The sequence below is a fragment of the Parabacteroides distasonis genome (genome assembly GCF_004793765.1).
GTDB lineage: Bacteria > Bacteroidota > Bacteroidia > Bacteroidales > Tannerellaceae > Parabacteroides > Parabacteroides distasonis_A.
On sequence record NZ_SRYM01000016.1, the window covers coordinates 27,948 to 46,805 of the forward strand.

16 protein-coding genes and 5 tRNA genes are annotated in these 18,858 nt (G+C 45.6%); 2 read left to right on the plus strand and 19 right to left on the minus strand.

The genetic code is table 11. The features are described from left to right. Positions 1 to 130: 130 nt before the first annotated feature. The 19 genes from rpoC to E5342_RS19330 all read right to left on the minus strand — a co-directional run bounded on the left by rpoC (position 131) and on the right by E5342_RS19330 (position 15,980). A complete protein-coding gene (rpoC, locus tag E5342_RS07755) occupies positions 131 to 4,426 on the minus strand; it encodes a DNA-directed RNA polymerase subunit beta' (RefSeq protein WP_135959145.1) in 4,296 nt (1,431 codons plus the stop codon). Between the two features lie 76 nt (positions 4,427 to 4,502). Beyond that, positions 4,503 to 8,315, minus strand: a complete 3,813-nt coding sequence (rpoB, locus tag E5342_RS07760) for a DNA-directed RNA polymerase subunit beta (RefSeq protein ID WP_121736510.1) — start codon at positions 8,313 to 8,315, stop codon at positions 4,503 to 4,505. Between the two features lie 107 nt (positions 8,316 to 8,422). After that, entirely contained in the window at positions 8,423 to 8,800 is a 378-nt protein-coding gene (gene rplL, locus E5342_RS07765) for a 50S ribosomal protein L7/L12 (RefSeq protein ID WP_005854220.1), read from the minus strand. Positions 8,801 to 8,850: 50 nt separating this feature from the next. Next, a complete protein-coding gene (gene rplJ, locus E5342_RS07770; protein ID WP_121736509.1) occupies positions 8,851 to 9,381 on the minus strand; it encodes a 50S ribosomal protein L10 in 531 nt (176 codons plus the stop codon). 14 nt (positions 9,382 to 9,395) lie between these two features. Next, the gene (rplA, locus tag E5342_RS07775; protein ID WP_121736508.1) at positions 9,396 to 10,094 is read right to left on the minus strand and encodes a 50S ribosomal protein L1; all 699 of its coding nucleotides are present in this window, start codon (positions 10,092 to 10,094) and stop codon (positions 9,396 to 9,398) included. A gap of 15 nt (positions 10,095 to 10,109) precedes the next feature. Next, positions 10,110 to 10,553 (minus strand): 50S ribosomal protein L11, encoded by a 444-nt coding sequence (gene rplK, locus E5342_RS07780; RefSeq protein WP_057317399.1) that lies wholly within the window; start codon positions 10,551 to 10,553, stop codon positions 10,110 to 10,112. A gap of 67 nt (positions 10,554 to 10,620) precedes the next feature. Continuing rightward, positions 10,621 to 11,163: a transcription termination/antitermination protein NusG gene (nusG, locus tag E5342_RS07785; RefSeq protein ID WP_005854213.1), complete on the minus strand. Its 543-nt coding sequence runs from the start codon at positions 11,161 to 11,163 to the stop codon at positions 10,621 to 10,623. Between the two features lie 11 nt (positions 11,164 to 11,174). Then, positions 11,175 to 11,369 carry a preprotein translocase subunit SecE gene (secE, locus tag E5342_RS07790; RefSeq protein WP_005854211.1) on the minus strand — a complete coding sequence of 65 codons (195 nt, stop codon included), beginning with the start codon at positions 11,367 to 11,369 and terminating at the stop codon, positions 11,175 to 11,177. Between the two features lie 18 nt (positions 11,370 to 11,387). After that, positions 11,388 to 11,460, minus strand: a tRNA-Trp gene (locus E5342_RS07795). 52 nt (positions 11,461 to 11,512) lie between these two features. Next, positions 11,513 to 12,700, minus strand: a complete 1,188-nt coding sequence (tuf, locus tag E5342_RS07800) for an elongation factor Tu (RefSeq protein ID WP_135959146.1) — start codon at positions 12,698 to 12,700, stop codon at positions 11,513 to 11,515. Positions 12,701 to 12,749: 49 nt separating this feature from the next. Further along, positions 12,750 to 12,821 (minus strand) — tRNA-Thr (locus E5342_RS07805). A gap of 11 nt (positions 12,822 to 12,832) precedes the next feature. Continuing rightward, positions 12,833 to 12,905, minus strand: a tRNA-Gly gene (locus E5342_RS07810). A gap of 44 nt (positions 12,906 to 12,949) precedes the next feature. Next, a tRNA-Tyr gene (locus tag E5342_RS07815) sits at positions 12,950 to 13,032 on the minus strand. Positions 13,033 to 13,050: 18 nt separating this feature from the next. Continuing rightward, positions 13,051 to 13,124: transfer RNA gene (locus tag E5342_RS07820), tRNA-Thr, on the minus strand. Positions 13,125 to 13,217: 93 nt separating this feature from the next. Further along, entirely contained in the window at positions 13,218 to 13,517 is a 300-nt protein-coding gene (gene hpf / locus E5342_RS07825) for a ribosome hibernation-promoting factor, HPF/YfiA family (RefSeq protein WP_008778704.1), read from the minus strand. Continuing rightward, positions 13,507 to 14,415, minus strand: a complete 909-nt coding sequence (locus E5342_RS07830; RefSeq protein ID WP_121736506.1) for a tyrosine-type recombinase/integrase — start codon at positions 14,413 to 14,415, stop codon at positions 13,507 to 13,509. Before E5342_RS07830 ends, hpf begins: the two co-directional genes overlap by 11 nt. Positions 14,416 to 14,488: 73 nt before the next feature. After that, positions 14,489 to 14,680: a 30S ribosomal protein S21 gene (rpsU, locus tag E5342_RS07835; protein WP_005854174.1), complete on the minus strand. Its 192-nt coding sequence runs from the start codon at positions 14,678 to 14,680 to the stop codon at positions 14,489 to 14,491. An 84-nt stretch (positions 14,681 to 14,764) separates the two neighbouring features. Continuing rightward, the gene (gene mtnA, locus E5342_RS07840) at positions 14,765 to 15,802 is read right to left on the minus strand and encodes an S-methyl-5-thioribose-1-phosphate isomerase (protein ID WP_121736505.1); all 1,038 of its coding nucleotides are present in this window, start codon (positions 15,800 to 15,802) and stop codon (positions 14,765 to 14,767) included. 13 nt (positions 15,803 to 15,815) lie between these two features. Continuing rightward, a complete protein-coding gene (locus E5342_RS19330) occupies positions 15,816 to 15,980 on the minus strand; it encodes a hypothetical protein (protein WP_160217493.1) in 165 nt (54 codons plus the stop codon). Positions 15,981 to 16,382: 402 nt separating this feature from the next. Between E5342_RS19330 and E5342_RS07845 the strand changes: the two genes are divergently transcribed. Then, the gene (locus tag E5342_RS07845; protein ID WP_236651482.1) at positions 16,383 to 17,003 is read left to right on the plus strand and encodes an HU family DNA-binding protein; all 621 of its coding nucleotides are present in this window, start codon (positions 16,383 to 16,385) and stop codon (positions 17,001 to 17,003) included. 60 nt (positions 17,004 to 17,063) lie between these two features. Continuing rightward, positions 17,064 to 18,851: an aminopeptidase P family protein gene (locus E5342_RS07850; RefSeq protein ID WP_121736504.1), complete on the plus strand. Its 1,788-nt coding sequence runs from the start codon at positions 17,064 to 17,066 to the stop codon at positions 18,849 to 18,851. Positions 18,852 to 18,858: the final 7 nt, after the last annotated feature.

Here is an 18,858-nt window from a genome sequence, read left to right on the forward strand (position 1 = left end):
TCAGTATTTATCTTATGGTCTTTGATACCTCACAAAAATAAAGTTTATCCATTTATTAAGCAAATAAGGAAGAACAAAAAAGGCCTACAGATTACTCTACAGGCCTTTCTTTATAGTTTATTAAACGTTCCTATTCTTCATCATCTTTGTCTATGGCATTGAAATCAACCACGTTCTTGCGATTTGCGAAGATACGGTCGAACTCATCCTTTGCACCTACGATCAGCTTATCAAACTCACGCTGACCAGTACCAGCAGGAATCAAGTGACCACAGATAACGTTCTCTTTCAAACCTTCCAAACGGTCAACCTTTCCGTTGATAGCAGCCTCGTTCAAGACCTTCGTCGTCTCTTGGAAAGATGCGGCAGACATAAAGCTGTTGGTCTGCAAAGCGGCACGTGTGATACCTTGAAGTATCTGGTTCGCTGTAGCCGGAATAGCGTCACGTACCTCGACCAACTTAAGGTCACGACGTTTCAACATACTATTCTCGTCTCTCAACTTCCGTGCAGTCACGATCTGTCCGGCTTGCAATGTCTGAGAATCTCCCGGATCCGTAACCACTTTCTTGCCCCAGATACGATCGTTCTCGTCCATTACCTCCAACTTATCAACCACCTGCTGCTCCAAGAAGCGAGTATCTCCCGGATCAACCACCTCTACCTTACGCATCATCTGACGAACGATAACCTCGAAATGCTTATCGTTGATCTTCACACCCTGTAGACGGTATACATCCTGAACCTCATTCACTATATATTCCTGTACGGCCGTTGGACCTTTGATCGCCAAGATATCCGAAGGAGTGGTAGCACCGTCTGACAACGGCATACCCGCACGGATATAGTCGTTCTCCTGAACCAATAATTGTTTAGACAGAGGAACCATATATTTCTTAACCTCACCCAACTTAGAAGTTACAGTGATCTCACGATTACCACGTTTGATCTTACCGAATCCTACCTCACCGTCAATCTCAGATACGACAGCAGGGTTAGACGGGTTACGAGCCTCGAACAACTCAGTTACACGAGGAAGACCACCGGTAATATCACCAGCCTTACCTACAGCACGAGGTATCTTAACCAAAACTTCACCAGCCTTCACGACATCACCATTATCTTTCACGACGTGAGCACCCAACGGCAAAGAGTAGTTCTTCAAGTAATTACCATTCTCGTCTACGATATGAGCGGCCGGAGCCTTCGTCTTATCCTTAGACTCAATGATGATCTTTTCCTTCAAACCAGTAGTCTCATCACTCTCAACCTTGTAAGTTACGTTCTCTACCAGGCTCTCGAACTCAATCTTACCGGAAACCTCTGATACGATTACGGCATTGAACGGATCCCACTCGATAATTACGTCACCTTTCTTTATTGAGTCACCGTTGTTGAAGAACAACTTAGAACCATAAGGTATATTATGAGTCAACAACACGATCTTCGTGTTCGGATCAACAATACGCATTTCAGCCAGACGACTTACTACTACCAAATGTTTCTTTCCGCTCACCTCGTCTACTGCCTCAACAGCACGAAGCTCGTCAACCTCTAAAATACCATCATATTTAGATGTAATACTATTCTCCGTAGCGATGTTGGACGCAATACCACCGACGTGGAATGTACGCAACGTCAACTGTGTACCCGGCTCACCGATAGACTGTGCGGCGATTACACCGACAACCTCACCCTTCTGAACCATACGGTTCGTAGCCAAGTTACGTCCGTAGCACTTAGCGCAAACACCCTTCTTAGACTCACAAGTTAATACGGAACGAATCTCGACGCTCTCGATTGGAGAGTCTTGGATTGCCTTAGCCGCATCCTCACGGATTTCCTCACCAGAACGAACAATAACTTCGCCCGTAATCGGATGGATCACATCGTGAACAGATACACGACCTAAGATTCTCTCATACAAGGAAGCGATCACCTCCTCGTTATTCTTCAATTCCGTACAAACCAAGCCACGCAATGTACCACAGTCTTCCTCGTTTACGATCACGTCGTGAGAAACGTCAACCAAACGACGAGTCAAATAACCTGCGTCGGCAGTCTTCAAAGCGGTATCGGCCAAACCTTTACGAGCACCGTGAGTAGAGATAAAGTACTCTAACACGGACAAACCTTCCTTAAAGTTAGATAGGATCGGGTTCTCGATAATCTGACCACCTTCAGCACCACTCTTCTGCGGTTTCGCCATCAAACCACGCATACCGGACAACTGACGAATTTGCTCTTTAGAACCACGGGCACCGGAATCCATCATCATGTAGATTGAGTTGAATCCATCGTTATCCGCCGTCAATTGCTTAATCAAGATATTAGACAAGTTACTATTAACGTGTGTCCAAGTATCGATGATTTGGTTATAACGCTCGTTGTTAGTAATGAAACCCATATTATAGTTAGCCATGATCTGCTCAACCTCCTCATATCCCTTCTGGACCAACGCATCTTTTTCAGCAGGAATAAGCACATCGGCCAAGTTGAAAGACAAACCACCCTTAAATGCCATATAATAACCCAAGTTCTTGATATCATCCAAGAACTGAGCAGTACGAGCCACGCCACAAGCCTTGATTACCCGACCGATGATGTCGCGAAGAGACTTCTTGCCCAACACCTCGTTTACATAACCAATCTCTTTCGGAACGAACTCGTTTACCATCAAACGTCCAACGGAAGTCTCAACCATCGTCTTCACCAAGTTGCCGTTCTCATCCAAATCCTCCACGTAAACATGGATCGGAGCATGGATATCCAACTTCTTCTCATTGTAAGCGATCGTAGCCTCTTCCGGACCATAGAAAGTCAAACCTTCGCCTTGTGTACCTTTGCGCAACTTGGTAATATAATACAAACCGAGCACCATATCCTGAGAAGGTACGGTAATAGGAGCACCATTCGCGGGGTTCAAGATATTGTGTGAAGCTAACATCAGCATTTGAGCTTCCAAAACAGCCTCATTACCTAACGGCAAATGAACAGCCATCTGGTCACCGTCAAAGTCGGCGTTGAATGCCGTACATGCCAACGGGTGCAACTGGATAGCCTTACCCTCGATCAATTTCGGCTGGAACGCTTGGATACCCAAACGGTGCAATGTCGGGGCACGGTTCAACAATACCGGATGACCTTTCATTACGTACTCCAAAATATCCCAAACAACCGGTTCCTTACGGTCAACGATCTTCTTGGCAGATTTCACCGTCTTCACGATACCGCGCTCGATTAATTTACGGATAACAAAAGGCTTATAAAGCTCGGCAGCCATATTCTTCGGCAAACCGCACTCGTGCATCTTTAATTCCGGACCTACGACAATAACCGAACGAGCGGAATAATCAACACGCTTACCTAGCAAGTTCTGACGGAAACGACCTTGTTTACCTTTCAAACTGTCGGACAAGGACTTCAATGGGCGATTGGCATCAGTCTTTACAGCGCTCGATTTACGAGAGTTATCAAACAAAGAGTCCACGGCTTCCTGAAGCATACGTTTCTCATTACGTAAGATCACTTCCGGAGCCTTAATATCGATCAATCGTTTTAAACGGTTATTACGGATAATAACACGACGATACAAATCATTCAAGTCAGAAGTAGCGAAACGACCACCGTCCAACGGAACCAACGGACGCAATTCGGGAGGGATCACCGGGATCACCTTCATGATCATCCATTCCGGCTTGTTACGACCTTTGGACGCACGGAAAGATTCAACCACCTGAAGGCGTTTCAAGGCCTCGTTCTTTCTCTGTTGAGATGTGTCCGTGTTCGCACGATGACGCAACTCATAAGAAAGAGAATCCAAGTCCAAACGAGCCAACAGATCATAAACAGCCTCAGCGCCGATCTTAGCGATGAACTTATTCGGATCCGTATCCTCTAGCAATTGATTTTCTCTTGGAAGGCTATCCAAAATGTCCAGATATTCCTCCTCTGATAATAGGTCTAACTCACCGACCGTGTCTACGCAACCTGGCTGGATCACGACGTAGCGTTCGTAATAGATGATGGAATCTAGTTTCTTGGTAGGAAGACCTAGCAAGTAACCGATTTTATTAGGCAAAGAACGGAAATACCAAATATGGGCAACGGGAACCACCAAATGGATGTGTCCCATACGTTCACGACGAACTTTCTTTTCCGTAACTTCCACTCCACAACGATCGCAGACAATGCCTTTGTAACGGATACGCTTGTATTTACCGCAATGGCACTCATAGTCCTTGATCGGACCAAAGATACGCTCACAGAACAAACCGTCACGCTCAGGCTTATACGTACGATAGTTAATTGTTTCCGGTTTCAAAACCTCACCGCTGGAGTTCTCTAGGATCTCCTCAGGGGATGCCAGACCGATGGTTATTTTTGAAAAGTTACTCTTTATCTTGTTTTCTTTTCTAAAGGCCATATTATTTATTTATAAAGAGTTATCAATAGATAAAGTAGACGGGCCATAGCCCATCTACTTCTTTATTGTTATTGAATTAATCCAGAGTGAAACTCAAACCAAGTCCTCTCAACTCGTGCAATAATACATTCAGAGATTCAGGGATACCCGGCTGTGGCATCGGATCACCCTTCACGATCGCCTCATAAGCCTTCGAACGTCCTACAACGTCATCAGACTTAATCGTAAGAATTTCCTGAAGAACATGAGCGGCACCAAAGGCTTCCAGAGCCCAAACCTCCATCTCTCCGAAACGCTGACCACCGAACTGTGCCTTACCACCTAACGGCTGTTGTGTAATCAAAGAGTACGGACCGATTGAACGGGCATGCATCTTATCGTCAACCATGTGACCCAACTTCAAAAAGTAAGTAACACCCACCGTAGCAGGTTGGTCAAAACGCTCACCAGTACCACCATCATACAAATAAGACTTACCGTAGCGAGGAATACCAGCCTTGTCTGTCCATTCGTTCAAATCATCCAAAGTCGCACCATCGAAAATCGGAGTAGCGAACTTAACGTCCAATTCACGTCCAGCCCAACCCAACACAGCCTCGAAAATTTGTCCCAAGTTCATACGAGAGGGCACACCCAGCGGGTTCAAGCAGATATCCACCGGAGTACCGTCTTCCAAGAACGGCATATCCTCCTGACGAACGATCTTTGATACGATACCCTTGTTACCGTGGCGACCGGCCATCTTATCACCTACCTGAATCTTACGTTTCTTGGCGATATAAACCTTAGCCATCTGTACGATACCTGTCGGCAACTCATCACCAATCGTCAAGTCGAACTTCTTACGTCTCAACTCAGCGTCAAGTTCCTTGTACTTCTTCAAGTAATTCAAGATAACCAACTTGATCAACTCATTCTTCTGAACGTCTGCCGTCCACTTACTTACTTGGATAGAGTTATAATCCAATTCTTCCAGAGATTTGCGGGTAAATTTAGCACCCTTAGCAATAATCTCCGTATTCATATAGTCTTTAACACCTTGAGAAACCTTGCCGTTTGTAAGCACTAATAACTTATCAACTAACAAAGTCTTCAAGCTAGCCATCTTTTCTTCGTATTCCTCGTCCAACTTCGGCAAGATCGCCTTATCAGTCAATCTAGATTTACGTTTCTTGACAGCCTTCGAGAACAAAGCGGTCTCGATAACCACACCACGCAAAGACGGAGTAGCTTTCAAGGAAGCATCCTTCACATCACCCGCTTTATCACCGAAGATAGCACGCAACAACTTTTCCTCCGGAGATGGATCAGACTCTCCCTTCGGAGTGATCTTACCAATCAAGATATCACCCGGCTCGATACGAGCACCTACACGAACGATACCTCTCTCATCCAAATCCTTGGTAGCCTCTTCGCTGACGTTAGGGATATCGGAAGTTAATTCTTCCATACCACGCTTTGTCTCACGTACCTCAAGGATATACTCGTCAACATGAACAGACGTAAAGAAGTCTTCGCGAACCATACGCTCGTTCAACACGATAGCATCCTCATAGTTATAACCCTTCCAAGGCATATAAGCCACCTTCACGTTACGTCCCAAAGCAAGCTCGCCTTTCTGGGTTGAATAACCTTCTGTAAGGATATCGCCGGCTTTCACACGTTGTCCGCGATGACAGATCGGTTTCAAATCGACCGTTGTGCTTTGGTTAGTCTTACGCCATTTCGGGATATTATATGTCTTAACCGCATCCTCGAAGCTAACGAATTCTTCATCCTCCGTGCGGTCATATTTAATCTTGATACAAGTAGCATCAACGAATACAACCTCGCCCTCACGCTCAGCCATAATCTGAGTACGAGAGTCACGGGCAACCTGCGCCTCAATACCGGTACCAACAATCGGAGCGTCCGTACGCAACAAAGGAACCGCCTGACGCATCATGTTAGATCCCATCAACGCACGGTTAGCGTCATCGTGTTCCAAGAAGGGGATCAAAGAAGCTGCGATAGAAGCGATCTGCTGCGGAGCCACATCCATCAAATCTAGCTCAGAAGGAGGAACAACCGGGAAGTCAGCCTCAAAACGAGCCTTTACCTTATCACGGATAAACTTACCGTTATCATCCAATGGAGCGTTACCCTGAGCGATTGTCAACTCTTCCTCTTCCTCCGCCGTGTAGTATTGTAAGCCTTCCTCTGAGAAGTCAACCTTTCCATCTGCCACCTTTCGATACGGAGTCGAGATGAAACCAAGATCGTTGATCTTAGCGTATACACATAAAGAAGAGATCAAACCGATGTTCGGACCTTCCGGGGTCTCAATCGGACAAAGACGACCATAATGCGTATAGTGAACGTCACGAACCTCGAATCCGGCACGCTCTCTAGATAAACCTCCCGGACCTAGGGCTGATAAACGACGCTTGTGCGTGATCTCCGCCAACGGGTTCGTCTGGTCCATGAACTGAGACAAGGCATTCGTTCCGAAGAAAGAGTTAACCACAGAAGAAATCGTCTTCGCATTAATCAAATCAATCGGAGTGAACACCTCATTATCGCGAACGTTCATACGCTCACGAACTGTACGTGACATACGAGCCAAACCAATACCAAACTGGTTATACAATTGCTCGCCAACCGTACGTACACGACGGTTGCTCAAGTGATCGATATCATCCACGATAGCCTTCGAGTTGATCAACTCGATCAGGTACTTGATGATCTCAATAATATCTTCTTTAGTCAAGACCTTAACATCAGCGCTTGTAGTAAGGCCTAACTTCTTGTTGATTCTGTAACGTCCTACCTCACCCAGATCATAACGTTTCTCAGAGAAGAACAGATTCGTGATAACCTCTCGTGCGCTAGCCTCGTCAGCCGGCTCCGCATTTCTCAACTGTCTGTAGATATACAACACAGCTTCCTTCTCGGAGTTACTCGGGTCTTTCTGGAGTGTATTATATATAATAGCATAGTCGGATAGATTCTGGTCCTCACGATGCAACAAAATATTTTGCGTACCTGAATCCAAGATAGCCTCAATATTATCGCTATCCAGTACAGACTCACGGTCAATGATTACATCGTTACGTTCAATAGAAACCACCTCACCGGTATCCTCATCTACGAAATCCTCCACCCAAGTCTTCAAAACACGAGCGGCTAGCTTACGTCCGATAAACTTCTTCAGGTTTGCTTTCGTTACCTTCACCTCTTCCGCAAGGTTGAAGATTTCAAGAATATCTCTATCGCTTTCAAAACCAATAGCTCTCAAAAGAGTAGTTACAGGCAATTTCTTTTTACGGTCGATGTAAGCGTACATCACATTGTTGATGTCCGTAGCGAACTCGATCCATGACCCCTTGAACGGGATAATACGTGCGGAGTACAACTTCGTTCCGTTTGCGTGCGTGCTTTGTCCAAAGAATACGCCCGGAGAACGATGCAACTGAGACACGACAACGCGCTCGGCACCGTTGATCACGAAAGTACCTCTGTCCGTCATATAAGGGATTGGGCCCAAGTATACATCTTGGATCACCGTATCGAAGTCCTCATGATCCGGGTCCGTACAGTACAGTTTTAGCTTCGCTTTTAAAGGCACGCTATAAGTTAACCCACGAGCGATACACTCATCAATAGTGTAACGAGGTGGATCTATATAGTAATCTAAGAACTCCAACACAAAATTGTTACGGGTATCCGCAATCGGAAAATTCTCGGCAAATACCTTATACAATCCCTCCTTCTTTCTCTTTTCAGGAGGAGTGTCAAGTTGAAGAAAGTCTTGGAACGACTTCAATTGAACTTCGAGAAAGTCCGGATACGGGAACTGATTCTTTATCGAAGCAAAATTAACTCTTTGGTTTTCAGCTGTTGAAGACATCTAGTAAGGAATTTATTGAACTTATTGAAATTATAGACACAAAAAGGTTAAGAGTCTTCGTAGTCGGAGACTCTTAACCAAATCACCTGGAAACCAGGTTATAAATACTATTTAAGCTCAACTTCAGCTCCAGCCTCTTCCAACTGTTTCTTCAATGCCTCAGCATCAGCTTTAGCGATACCTTCCTTGATTGCACTAGGAGCGCTATCTACCATATCCTTAGCCTCTTTCAAGCCAAGACCAGTTAATTCTTTAACTAACTTAACGATAGCTAACTTATTAGCACCAGCTGCTTTCAATACAACATCGAAAGAAGTCTTCTCCTCTGCAGCGGCAGCAGCACCACCAGCAGCAGGACCAGCAACAGCAACAGCTGCAGCAGCAGGTTCGATACCGTACTCTTCTTTAAGGATAGTAGCTAATTCGCTAACTTCTTTAACGGTCAAGTTTACTAATTGTTCTGCAAAAGCTTTCAAATCTGCCATTTTTGTATGATTTAAATGATTATTTATCTGTGTAATGTTTTAATGAAAAATTATCTTTCTTCCAAAGTCTTCAACAGACCATGGATAGTTTGTCCTGATGACTGAAGAGCAGAGATAACGTTCTTCGCCGGAGATTCCAACAATGCGATAACATCGGCGATAAGTTCGTTTTTGCTCTTGATATTTACTAATGCCTCAAGATTCTCAGCACCTACGTAGAAGCTTTCTTGTACGTAAGCAGCCTTCAAAGCCGGTTTAGCGACTACATCTTTTTTAGCATCCTTAGTAAAATCCTTAATCAGGCGAGCGGGAGCATTAGCGACTTGTGAGAACATCACAGCCGTATTGCCTTTCAAAGCTACGTTAAGATCAGAGAAGTCACCTTCAATGTTCTCCAACGCTTTCTTAAGCAAGTTATTCTTTACAACGACTAACTTAACCTCACGCTTGAAACACTCTCTTCTCAATTTGCTGGTTTTCTCAGCGTCCAACGCCTCGATATCCGTCAAATAGAAATTAGGATATTCCTTTAATGTCTCAGTTAATTGACCTATAACAGTTCCTTTATCTTCCTTTCTCATTGTTCAATTGTTTTTTAGTTTTCTTCAACTGATTTGGGGTCAATTTTAATACCCGCACTCATAGTACTAGAAAGATAAATACTCTTTATATACGCACCTTTAGCCGCAGTAGGTTTCAACTTGATCAAAGTTAAAATGAACTCCTTTGCATTGTCACGAATCTGTTCCGGAGTGAATGACACCTTACCAACAGATGTGTGAACGATACCGCTCTTATCTACCTTAAAGTCGATCTTACCTTGCTTAACTTCCTTCACCGCATTTCCGATCTCATTGGTAACCGTACCACTCTTTGGGTTAGGCATCAAACCACGAGGGCCTAATACGCGACCAAGAGCACCGATCTTACCCATGATAGAAGGCATAGTGATGATAACGTCAATGTCAGTCCAACCGCCTTTAATTTTATCAATATACTCATCCAATCCAACATAGTCAGCTCCAGCGGCAGTAGCTTCAGCTTCCTTGTCCGGGGTACATAATGCGAGAACCCTAACCTGCTTACCAGTTCCGTGAGGCAATGAAACCACGCCTCTCACCATTTGATTGGCCTTACGGGGGTCAACACCTAAACGGACATCAACATCTACAGATGCGTCAAACTTAGTTGTAGTAATTTCCTTCACTAAAGCTGAAGCTTCTTTCAATGTATATGCTTTCCCAGCTTCAATCTTGCCCAAAGCCAACTTTTGATTTTTTGTAAGTTTACTCATCTCAATTGAAGTTTATTAATTATTACCCGGGAATGTCCCTTTAACAGTGATACCCATACTTCTAGCTGTTCCTGCAACCATTCTCATGGCTGACTCGACAGTAAAGCAGTTTAGATCGACTAATTTGTCTTCAGCGATAGCTTTCACCTGCTCCCATGTGATCTCAGCGATCTTAGCACGGTTAGGTTGAGCGGAACCGCTCTTCTTCTTAGTAGCTTCCAACAACTGGATTGCCACAGGAGGAGTTTTAACGACAAAGTCGAAAGACTTATCGACATAGTAAGTAATTACAACAGGTAATATCTTACCAGCCTTGTCTTGGGTCTTGGCATTAAATTGCTTGCAAAACTCCATAATATTAATACCCTTAGAACCCAAAGCAGGTCCTACTGGGGGAGAAGGGTTTGCTGCTCCTCCTTTAATCTGCAATTTGATTTGTCCAGCAACTTCTTTAGCCATTGTTTCTAAAATTTTTTAGATATATAACATCAATAACAGAAAGGTAGCACTTTTCGTAACCAGAGTACTATTCTTTCTCAACTTGCATATAACCCAACTCAAGGGGAGTTTTTCGTCCGAAGACCTTAACCATCACCTTAAGTTTCTTTTTCTCGGCGTTGACCTCTTCGATTATACCCGTGAAACCGCTGAACGGTCCAAAAGTAATCTTCACACTCTCGCCAACATAGAACTGGATATCCAGATCCTCTTGTTGTTCCTGCAACTCGTCAACCGTACCTAAGATACGATTCACTTCCGCAGGGCGTAATGGCACGGGGGTATCAGAACCACCCAAGAAACCAATCACATTCGGAATGTTCCGCAATCGATGAGCAACCTCACCGACCAAAGCCGCCTCGACCAGCACATAACCCGGTAAGTAAGCTCTTTCTTTCATGACCTTCTTACCGTTTCGTACCGTAAAAGTTTTCTCGGTCGGAATCAAGACTTGAGATACATACTCTCCCAAATCCGTATTCTTCAACTCAGCCTCTAGATATTCCCGCACCTTGTTCTCCTTGCCACTAATGGCACGCAGAACATAAAATTTCTTTTGGATATCAGACATACCTTAACTGATTAGAAAATTTGGTTGTAGAAGAAACGCATAACAGCCTCGAAGGCCCCGTCAACAACAAAGATCAATGCGGCGATGATAAGGGAAGCAAACATAACAACAACCGCACTATTGGAAAGCTCTGCTCTCGTAGGCCAAGAAACTTTATAAACAAGTTCGTTATAAGATTCCTTAATATAAGTAATTATCTTTTTCATCGAATCTATAGATTTTAGCACGGAAGGAGAGGCTCGAACTCCCGACACCTGGTTTTGGAGACCAGTGCTCTACCAACTGAGCTACTTCCGTAGAAATAGCCAGCCCTTAAAAAGACTGGCTATAGCATTATCTAATGCTTGAATTAGTTCTCTAATTCTGTGATCTGGCCTGCACCTACTGTACGTCCACCCTCGCGGATAGCGAAACGAAGACCTACGCTACATGCTACCGGATAGATCAACTCAACCTCGATCGTTACGTTATCACCCGGCATTACCATCTCAGTTCCTTCCGGCAAAGTGATCTCACCAGTTACGTCCAATGTACGGATGTAGAACTGAGGACGATATTTGTTATGGAACGGAGTGTGACGACCACCTTCTTCTTTCTTCAAGATATAAACCTCAGCCTTGAACTTAGAGTGCTCTTTAACCTGACCCGGGTGGCAGATTACCATACCACGTTTGATCTCATTCTTATCGATACCGCGAAGCAACAGACCTACGTTGTCACCAGCCTCACCTTGATCCAACAATTTACGGAACATCTCAACACCTGTAACAACAGATTTCTTACCAGCAGCGCCAAGACCGATGATCTGAACTTCCTCACCTACCTTAACGATACCTGTCTCGATACGACCTGTAGCAACAGTACCACGACCTGTGATTGAGAATACGTCCTCAACCGGCATCAAGAACGGCTTGTCGATTTCGCGCGGAGGCAGAGGAATCCAAGTATCACAAGCTTCCATCAACTCCATTACTTTATCTTCCCATTGAGCATCACCGTTCAATGCACCAAGAGCAGAACCACGGATGAATGGAGTGTTGTCACCGTCGAATTGATAGAATGAAAGCAACTCTCTCATCTCCATCTCAACCAATTCCAACATTTCCTCATCGTCAACCATGTCACACTTGTTCATGAAAACAACCAATCTCGGAACGTTTACCTGACGAGCCAAAAGGATGTGCTCGCGAGTTTGAGGCATAGGACCATCAGTAGCAGCAACTACGATGATAGCACCGTCCATCTGAGCAGCACCAGTTACCATGTTCTTTACGTAGTCGGCGTGACCCGGACAGTCTACATGAGCATAGTGACGATTTGCAGTCTGATACTCTACGTGAGCAGTGTTAATAGTAATACCTCTTTCTTTTTCTTCAGGAGCGTTGTCGATAGAATCGAATGAACGCAGCTCTGAAAGACCTTTCTTTGCCAATACTGTTGTGATAGCAGCTGTCAAAGTTGTTTTACCGTGGTCAACGTGACCAATCGTACCAATGTTCACATGTGGTTTCGATCTGTCAAATTTCTCTTTTGCCATAACTTAATTGTTCTTTATTTGATTAATGATCATGTTCTATTTCCAATTGAGCCGGTGCCGAGACTTGAACTCGGGACCTCTTCCTTACCAAGGAAGTGCTCTACCGCTGAGCTACACAGGCGAAATAAAAAGAGCGGAAGACGGGGCTCAAACCCGCGACCCTCAGCTTGGAAGGCTAATGCTCTATCAACTGAGCTACTTCCGCAAGACCGAATGAACCAATTGACCTTATCTTTTGTTTCATCCGTGTGGGCAGTGATGGATTCGAACCACCGAAGGCGAAAGCCAGCTGAGTTACAGTCAGCCCCATTTGGCCACTCTGGTAACTGCCCATTCTAATACATCCTTTGAGCCTCTTGTCGGATTCGAACCAACGACCCCGAGATTACAAATCACGTGCTCTGGCCAACTGAGCTAAAGAGGCAATATTTCTAAAAGAAGCCGTTTCGTCACCACGGCGAAACGGCTGCAAATTTAGACATTATTTCTTACATACCAAATTTATCTACCGTTTTTTTTATTTGGCTCTGATTTTTTCTTTGAATTTAACCAGTTGTTTCTCCAAAGCCTCAACACAATCGTCTATCGCCCCTTCGAAAGTATCGTTTATTTTATCAGCGAAACATTCCCCGTTCTTCACGGACAACATTATACTGGCTTGCTTATTCTTCACCGTCTCAGGCTTAACCACCTTCAATGTAACCTCTGCCAATATAATACCATCGAAGTATTGCTCCAATTTAGAAACTTTCTTCTGAATAAACGCCTCCAACTGTGCAGTTGCGTCAAAATGAATTGCTTGAATTCTAACGTCCATAATAACCTCCTTCTTTTTTTGCTCTTGGATGAGCATGATACACTTTTTTTAATTCCTCAAAGGTTGTATGCGTGTAAACACTGGTAGACGCCAAACTGCTATGACCTAACAAATCTTTCACAGCGTTCAGCTCAGCCCCATTGTTTAACATACTCGTTGCAAATGAATGTCGTAACACGTGTGGACTTCGTTTCGCCAACATAGGTATCTCCGACAATTGCTTTTTTACTATATTGTAAACAATCCCCGTTGATAATTGGTTCCCGTTCTTACGGACGAGAAACCATTCACTGGACGTCTCCACCTCACGATCACGGACTTCCGTGTATGCAAGCATTAAGTTTTTTAAACCCTCCGCAAAAGGAATCAACCGCTGCTTGTTCCGCTTTCCGGTTACCTTGACCTGCATCGCCTCAAAATCCACATCCACGTTTCGTATGCCGATTAACTCAGAGCGGCGCATCCCAGTATCGTATAGCATCTCAATGACCAACCGATTCCTCACACCTTCAAAATCCTCATCAAATCCGTCCCCGTCCAACAACGCCTCCAACTCGCTATCCTTAATAAAATAAGGTAAAGGCTTCTTCGTTTTCGGACCGTTCACCAATCTCAACGGATTTGCGGAGACTATTCCCCGTTTCATGAGAAACTTAAAAAAAGATTTCAAAGAACTTAATTTCCGGTTTACCGATACGGGCGATAGCTTCTCGTCCATCAAACTGACGATCCAGCTTCTCACGAAATCCGAGTCGATTTCCCCGGGGTCAAATACACCTTCTCGATGCTCTCTTACATACCTCTGAAATTGGTCCAAATCTTTCGAATAAGCACCAATCGTATAATCGGAATAGTTCCGTTCATACCGGAGATAGTTTAGAAAGTCATCGATCAGCATATTCTCGTTGCATCAACATTCATGCAACGAAAATAGGAATAAGAATTCAATTAAACAAGCCCGGAAGCTATAATTATTCTTCTACTTGTTGCAAATGCTGTACGTAGATAGCACGCATAGTCTGCTTTCTCTTCGTAACAGACGGTTTCTCGAAAGCCTGACGGCCTCTTAATTCCTTTACTACACCTGTTTTCTCGAACTTTCTCTTGAATTTCTTAAGTGCCTTCTCGATGTTTTCGCCTTCTTTTAATGGAACTACGATCATAATTTAAATTGTTATATTGTTTAATTATTTATATCCTCAAATTGAGCGGCAAAATTACTGATTGTTTCGGGATTAGCAAAACTTTCAGCGATTATTTTTATAAAAGATGCCTTTCTCCGTAATTATCGCCGTGATTAGCTCGTGAGGCGTAATGTCGAAGGCGGGGTTGTAGACTTTCACATCTTTCGGGGCCATACGCCTTGAATACCACATCTCGGTGATCTCATCGGAGTTACGCTCCTCTATCACAATGGAATCGCCGTCCGGACACGAGCTATCGATGGTGGATGTAGGGCCTAATACATAGAAGGGAATATTGTAATGACGAGCCAAGATAGCCACTCCGGACGTGCCGATCTTATTCGCCACGTCGCCATTGGCTGCAACACGGTCACAACCTACGACCACGGCTTGCACCCAGCCTTTCCGCATAACGATGGAAGCCATATTATCGCAAATCAGCGTTACATCCACGCCGGCCCTGCTTAGCTCATAGGCCGTGAGCCGGGCACCTTGCAACAAAGGGCGGGTCTCGTCGGCGAAGACCTTGAAATCATAGCCTCTCTCCTGCCCCAAGTAAATCGGCGCCAAGGCAGTGCCATATTCCGAAACCGCCAGATGTCCGGCATTGCAATGCGTAAGAATTCCCATCCCGGGACGGAGTAGCTCTAGGCAGTTCTCGCCGATCCGCCGGCAAGCGGCAGCGTCTTCCTCCCGGATCGCGATCGCTTCCTTATATAATAACTCTTTCCATTCCGAGACCGACAAAGTGGGATGAGCGGTCAATACCTGCTCCATCCGGTCCAGCGCCGCCACTAGATTCACCGCCGTCGGACGGGAACCGGCCAAATACTCCTTGATCCTCCGAAACTCACCCACGAAAACAGATTTCTCCGCCGTATCGACCCGACGGGCGCAAACATAGATACCATAAGCGGCCGCAACCCCGATAGCGGGCGCTCCACGTACCTTTAATTTATAGATAGCGTCCCATATCTCCTCGGCCGTGGTAAGGGTCAGATACGCTTCCTTGCCCGGTAGCAGAGTTTGGTCCAAAATGACCACACCGTCCGCTTGCTCATTGAAACGCACGGTCCTTAAATCAGATAGAGTTTGTATCATTCGTCTGAATATATTAATAAGAGATATGTACCGTATCGTTTTCCTGCACAAAATCACCTCCCTCATTCTTCTCTCCAACGGGGTCATTCGAGTTCAACATTGAATAATAAGAAGAAGAACATACGCTCAAGCCGAGAAGCAAAGTCGCAAAGACAAAAAGATAAAGCAGATACCCCATGGCACTTCTTATTTGTTTTTACAAAGCTAGCAAATTATCCCTTGATATCTATTAGGTTCCTTATCTTTAACTTGATTTAAAGGGATCGGTTCACAAGATATCGGGAGCACAAGGCAGTAAACTCATACACGTTTATCATAACCTTTAGCTCTTTTATCCGGAATCCTAGCCCTTTTCTCCGTTATATGTTGTATCTTTGAACCTGAAGTATTCATTATCTATCATCCGTTAGACAATTATCTAACAGTTGGTAGACGATCTTCCAACAGTTGGTGCATGATCATGCAACGGCTGTTAGAAGATGAATTCTCCTTGAAGAAACCGCTAAGCTCGCCTATAGAAACGGATAAGCGATCTAGAAGAATCGGACAAAAGATCTATAACCATTTAAACACGACACAGATGTCAGCAAATTACAAGCTAGTCAGAAATCCCAATCCGAATCCCGAGAAACCCGGGAAGTCATTACCCCTACATCCTCGTTTGGTCTCTTGCGGGACGATACATACGGATGAGTTCATCAATAGAGCGAAGTCCCGATCTTCTTTCTCGCCTGCGGATATGAAAGGGATCTTGCAGCTTTTCCAAGACATGATGGTAGACTTCCTCATGTATGGCTATAACGTGGAGCTGGAGGGGATCGGCACATTCAGCGTCTCCCTGAAAAGCCGGCCCGTGATGGAAAAGAATGAGATCCGGGCAGAATCCATCCATTTCAAGGACGTGAAGTTCAGATCGTCCAAGGAACTAAGAGACCGGCTGAAAACCATGCCGGTGTTTCGTGACGAGTACACCGTCAGCGATCCCTCGTATCCTTCCGCCAAAGAATGCGAGCAAGAGGTATTCCGCTATCTGGAAACAAACCCTTTTATCCACCAGAAGAAGTATATGTCGCTCTGCGGATGCTCCAGAAGCAAGGCTTCCCTCGACTTGCGGCGACTGGTAAAAGAAGGGAAACTCCGGTGGGAAAAGCTGGGTACCTCACACCTATATTATAAGGTAGAAGAGCCAGCCCCTCGGTGAGACAAATCCAAAATAATTCATTAACTTTGCGAATATTAATGTTGACTAAAATAAAATGCGATGAAAACAAACATTCCTGAACGTATCGCCGCCCTACGGGAGGCTATGAGACAACAGAAGGTTGACGCTTACATCATACCCAGTTCCGACCCGCACCTAAGCGAGTATCCGGCCGATCGCTGGAAATCGAGAGAATGGATATCCGGCTTCACCGGCTCGGCGGGAACGATCGTAGTCACTGCGGACAAGGCGGGCTTATGGACCGATTCCCGATATTTCCTGCAAGCGGCCAGCCAGCTGGAAGGTACCGGTATCGAACTCTATAAGTTGGCACTCCCGGAAACGCCTTCGATCACGGAATTCCTCTTACATGAGTTACACGCCGGACAAGCCGTGGGGCTGGACGGGCAAACCTATAGCGCCGCCGAAGCGAATGCCTTGGCGAATAAACTAAGCCGGAAAGAGATCAAGCTAGATACCTCGGCCGACTTGATCGAGGGTATCTGGAAGGACCGCCCCGCCGTCCCCGGAAACCCGATATTCGAGATGCCGGAAGCATTAAGCGGGGTCTCCGTACACGAGAAGCTAGACCGCATCAATAACCGGCTACGAAGCGAGGGTGCCGACTGCTTGATCCTCGCCGCCTTGGACGAGATCGCATGGGCGTTCAATATCCGAGGCACGGACGTGACCTATAACCCGGTCGTAGTCAGCTACGCCTTCGTATCGGAGGACGAGAGCGTGCTTTTCATCAAGCCGGAGAAGCTGACCGCCGAGATCTCCGAGCATTTGAAGAAAGAGGGAGTTACGCTTGCCGAATACTCCATGATCCGGAAATATCTGTCCCGCCTACCGGAAAACAGCCGGGTATTCGTGGATATGAACAAGACGAACGTCTCCTTATACGATGCGATCCCGGGAAACTGTACGATCGTGGAAGGGATCTCCCCCGCCAACCACTTGAAGAGCATCAAGAACGAGACCGAGATCAAGGGATTCCAAAACGCCGTGGTAAAAGATGGCGTCGCCTTGACAAAATTCTATATCTGGCTGGAGAAACAAATGGCGGAAGGAGCCCAAATTACAGAGATCAGCGCCGCCGAGAAGCTGACAGCCTTACGTGCGGAACAACCGCAATACATCATGGATAGCTTCGGCACGATCTGCGGCTACGCCGAGCATGGAGCGATCGTTCATTACTCCGCTACGCCGGAGACGGACGCAACCTTGAAACCGGAAGGATTGCTTTTGATCGATTCCGGCGCGCAATATCTGGACGGAACGACGGATATCACCCGTACGATCGCCCTTGGAGAGCCGACGGAGCAGATGAAAAAGGATTTCACCCGTGTATTGAAAGGAACGATCAGCTTGGCGAAAAGCAAGTTTCCCGCCGGTACACGAGGTTCCCAGATCGATATCCTTGCCCGTAAAGCGCTATGGGATTCCGGAATCAATTACTTGCACGGAACCGGTCATGGTATCGGCCATTGCCTAAACGTACACGAAGGCCCCCAAAGCATCCGCATGGAGGAGAACCCGGTGACCTTGAAGCCCGGAATGGTGATCAGCGACGAGCCGGCCATGTATCGTACCGGCGAATACGGTATCCGTACGGAGAACATGATCTTGGTACGTGAGGACAGCGAGACGGAATTCGGGAAATTCCTAGGATTCGATACGCTGACGCTTTGCTTTATCGACACGAGCCTGATTATCATCCCCATGCTCTCTGCCCGTGAGCACGCTTGGCTGAACAAATACCACCAAATAGTCTACGAAAAGATCAGCCCGTTCTTGAACGAGGAGGAGAAAGCTTGGCTGAAAGAGAAAACAACAGAAATTTAAACAACTA